3 protein-coding genes are annotated in these 3160 nt (G+C 33.0%); all 3 read right to left on the bottom strand.

Annotation, left to right across the window (positions count from 1 at the left end; genetic code table 11):
* Positions 1-170: 170 nt before the first annotated feature.
* From PN450_RS05270 to PN450_RS05280, 3 genes are read right to left on the bottom strand one after another with little or no spacing between them, the layout of a single operon-like run.
* Positions 171-779, bottom strand: a complete 609-nt coding sequence (locus PN450_RS05270; RefSeq protein WP_271835638.1) for a DUF4340 domain-containing protein — start codon at positions 777-779, stop codon at positions 171-173.
* 28 nt (positions 780-807) lie between these two features.
* Positions 808-1479 (bottom strand): aminotransferase class IV, encoded by a 672-nt coding sequence (locus PN450_RS05275; RefSeq protein ID WP_271835639.1) that lies wholly within the window; start codon positions 1477-1479, stop codon positions 808-810.
* Entirely contained in the window at positions 1476-3122 is a 1647-nt protein-coding gene (locus PN450_RS05280; RefSeq protein ID WP_271835640.1) for a GldG family protein, read from the bottom strand. The genes PN450_RS05275 and PN450_RS05280 overlap by 4 nt, the downstream gene beginning before the upstream one ends.
* Positions 3123-3160 lie beyond the last annotated feature (38 nt).

Consider the following 3160-nt stretch of genomic DNA (forward strand, 5'->3'; position numbering starts at 1 on the left):
AACAGAAACGAAAACCAAATGTTAAGTTAATTGTCGCGCCTTTTCCTGATCTCCAGCGGGGGTCTGACGAGTTTTTTTTCAATAATTATCCAAAAACCGCTTGACAAAAGACTTATAGCCTTAACTTGTCACCAATGTTCCCATACTCTGTATGGGAACGAGATTATACATTATTTATTTGTAGGAGTTGGGGAAGGAAGATTAGGTAATGGTTGTATATCAATCTTTTCTGCTGGTTGTTTCCATTCAGATATGTCTCGATTGACTGCATTTACAAAATCTTTAGACACTAACAATAAGTTCATATTTTTGTTACTATCAGCTTGAGCATATAAAAATTGATTATTAAAATCACCTTTACCTAAAATCAATTGATGGCTTTGTTGATTTTTTAGTTTAATATCAATAGTTGCTACAGGTTTATCTAAAGCAAATTCTGATAATTCAGCGGATGAAATTAATACTGTTCTTTCACTTTTACCGTCAACTAATAAATCCATTAAGTAAGAAACAATTGCATCATTTGCTAGTGCTGATATGGGAGATTTGATTTCCCATTGGGGTTTTTCAGATGTATTTCTTCTTTCTAGTTGTAATGTTGTCTCCTTGATTTTAATTGTTAAAGATTGGACATCATCAGCGGTAAAAGCGAAAATTTTCTGGTTTTGGATTTTTATTTCTGTTTGCTGATTTTTTCCTTTGATTTCATGAAAGTAGACAAAACTACCCAAACCCAGGGCTAAAAGTATTAAAATCAAAGTTGTTTTTGGCAATTTCATATTGAATGTTAATTAATAAATTACCTAATTAGTGAGAAATTAAAACTGCTTCTCGCCATTTTTTCACTGAGTTAATTATATAGATGCGATTGCTATATTTTAACATTTCTATTGTCATAATTTCTTCTCTAATTTTACCTTGGTCAAGTAAATTAGCGCGAAAAGTTCCGGCTAACAAACCACATTTTACCGGGGGTGTCAGCAATTCTCCATTTAACTCCACCACAATATTACCAATAGAGGTTTCTGTAATTTCACCTCTTTCATTCCACAATAAAACATCATCACAATCAGGAAAAGCTGCTTTTGCTATTTCATAAACTTGGCGATTAGTCGTTTTATGATACAAAAATATATTAGTAGAGTCAACAGGTGTGCAACACATACCTAATTTGACTATTTCTTGATTTTTCACAGGAGATAAAGACATAGTTTGATATGTAATCTCACCATCAGAATTTAACAGTAATCGCACTTTATAATCTTGATTTAAAAATGATTCTGCTAATTTATTAAGTTGAGTTTTTAGGCTATTTATATCAACACTAAAATCAAAGTAAATTGCTGAATTTTTCAACCGTTGTAAATGATAATCTAAAAGAAAATAACCATCATGAGCTTGCCATAATATTGTTTCTAAAAGTGAAAAATCTGATTGATTTAATGAGAAACCATCATGAATTACTAATTGATTTCTCATCGGCGTTTCCACCAAATCACAAAACCTGTTCCTAAACCAATTAAAGGTAATAAAAATACGGCAGCTATTGTTAATAAGTTAGCCTCAAGAGTGGAGATAACAATCCGGCGATTTTTTGGTTCTTTAGGACGAATTGAAAGAAGTTGTTGATCTTGTTGACTTAGCCAACTAACGGAGTTTAAGAATACATCTCCATTTAATTGTTGTTCAAATAAACCATCAGCGGCAAAATTTGAGTTTCCAAATACTACTAATCGTGACTCTTTCGCAGTAGGTTGAGAAGTTGTGGAAATTGGACTTGGTGAATTTGTGGGAATTGGACTTGGTGAAGTTGTGGAAATTGGATTTGGTAAAGTTGTGGGAATTGGATTTGATAAAGTTGTGGGAATTGGATTTGATAACTTTCTAGTTAATGCTACTCCTAAAGTTAAAGGTCCTTTTAAGTCTTGACCTTCATTAAATTCTAATTTTTCACTTTTCTGATCACTTTCTGCCCAACTGCTAGGGTAGGGTTTGGTTTTCAATAAAGCCATAGACTCGATACCAGGAACAGGATCAATTTCCAAAGGACGAGTTAAGGGATATACAGAAATATTTTTCCCAAAATCTTTAGTAATAGGATGTTGTCCATATTCTGTTACTAAGATAGCAGCGGGTCCTAGTTGCAAATTTGCCCCAGAAGTGTCAATGGCCAAACGATTATCTAAACGCACACCCCAATCTTTTAAAATAGTGTCTATTTTCGGGTTGGTATTAGGATCAATCATCAATAATAAGTTACCACCACGATTAAGATAATTTTGTAAAGCTATGACTTCCCCTGTCAATAATTCTTTCTTTGGTCCAGCGACAACTATAACAGTAGCATCATCAGGAACTTGTGGCTGTTCTGCTAAATTCAAAGCTGATGTTGTCAAGTTTTTATCGGTTAATCCTTGAATTGCTTGGGAAATTGCTCCTTTACTAGCTGTAAGTGAATGTTCACCATGACCTTGAAGAAAGTAAACTTTAGCAGTTTTAGAACTGGTAATTTGTTGTAAACGAGTAGTTAATTTTATTTCTGACAACCGTTCATTTTCATTAATTATCTGGACTAATTGCCGTTTGTTTTGAAATTCAAGATAAACTTCACCATAATCTTTAACACCAAATTTTTCTGCTATTCCTGGCTTTAATTGAGGATCAAGATACTCAAATTTAAATTTATTACTTTGACGATGATAGTTATCTAATAATTCTCGATCTTGAAGATTTTGTTCTTTACTGAATAACCAAACTTTCATTGTTTGGGGTAAATTACTCACTAATTCCCTTGATTGAGGGGATAGAGTAAATAATTGACTATCTGTTAAATCTAGCCGCAAATGATAGCGAATACCTAAAAAATTAATTAATCCCAAGATAACTAATACTGATAATGTAGCGACTAAAGCATTAGTACCAGATTGGGTAGAACGTTTTTGCCACCATTTACTTTGTTGACTTTGTATTATTATCCATAGGCTACAAATTACTAGGCCTAGTATTGTTAATAATAAAGGGATTATTCCCCATTTTTCTGATATTAAACCAATGGTTAAGCCAGCAGCTAAAAAGAATGGTCCGAGCCAAAATACAAGTTTCCAAAGTTTATTTTTATTCATTAGGGAACGGGGAATAGGGGAAGTAGGGGAAGTAGGGG

Source organism: Dolichospermum lemmermannii CS-548, from assembly GCF_028330815.1.
In the GTDB taxonomy this organism is placed as follows: Bacteria; Cyanobacteriota; Cyanobacteriia; order Cyanobacteriales; family Nostocaceae; genus Dolichospermum; species Dolichospermum lemmermannii.

What these genes read in the sequence shown, in the direction of transcription:
- PN450_RS05270 (WP_271835638.1), bottom strand. Translation starts at nt 779, where the DNA reads ATGAAATTGCCAAAAACAACTTTGATTTTAATACTTTTAGCCCTGGGT.
- PN450_RS05275 (WP_271835639.1), bottom strand. Translation starts at nt 1,479, where the DNA reads ATGAGAAATCAATTAGTAATTCATGATGGTTTCTCATTAAATCAATCA.
- PN450_RS05280 (WP_271835640.1), bottom strand. Translation starts at nt 3,122, where the DNA reads ATGAATAAAAATAAACTTTGGAAACTTGTATTTTGGCTCGGACCATTC.